The organism is Elizabethkingia argenteiflava (assembly GCF_009904105.1).
In the GTDB taxonomy this organism is placed as follows: domain Bacteria; phylum Bacteroidota; class Bacteroidia; order Flavobacteriales; family Weeksellaceae; genus Elizabethkingia; species Elizabethkingia argenteiflava.
The window spans coordinates 1-393 of the sequence record NZ_JAAABJ010000084.1 but is presented as its reverse complement, the minus strand read 5'-3'; the positions used below and the strand labels follow the sequence as shown (position 1 = coordinate 393).

Below are 393 nucleotides of genomic sequence, written 5' to 3'. Positions count from 1 at the left end.
GTTTATTAATGCATTGTATAACAGTCATAGACATTATCTTAGATAATATTCTGTTCTTAAAGACATCAAAGTATTTCGCATAGTTTCTTCTAATCATAAACTGATCACATAATTGCGAAAATAAGGTATCGATGGGCTTTCGGGATTTTCTAAAAATATAAGGCTTTGGCTTATATCCAAGTTGATTTTTTCCCATAGGTACTTCCATATTAATCTGGTTGTAAGTAAATAAGTCTCTTTGATAATCAATACTCAGATAAGCTTTGTCTCCTAATATTGTACAATTTTGAAACAATTGCTTAATATCTTTGAGATAATGAATATCATGTACACAATCTTGTGTTACATCAAAATCGGTAAAAATCTCATCAGTAGTACACACTGCATGCAATT

1 protein-coding gene is annotated in these 393 nt (G+C 29.5%); it reads right to left on the bottom strand.

The genetic code is table 11. The features are described from left to right. The coding region (locus GNY06_RS00420) for a transposase (RefSeq protein ID WP_166518320.1) at nt 1-393 on the bottom strand (393 nt) is incomplete at both ends.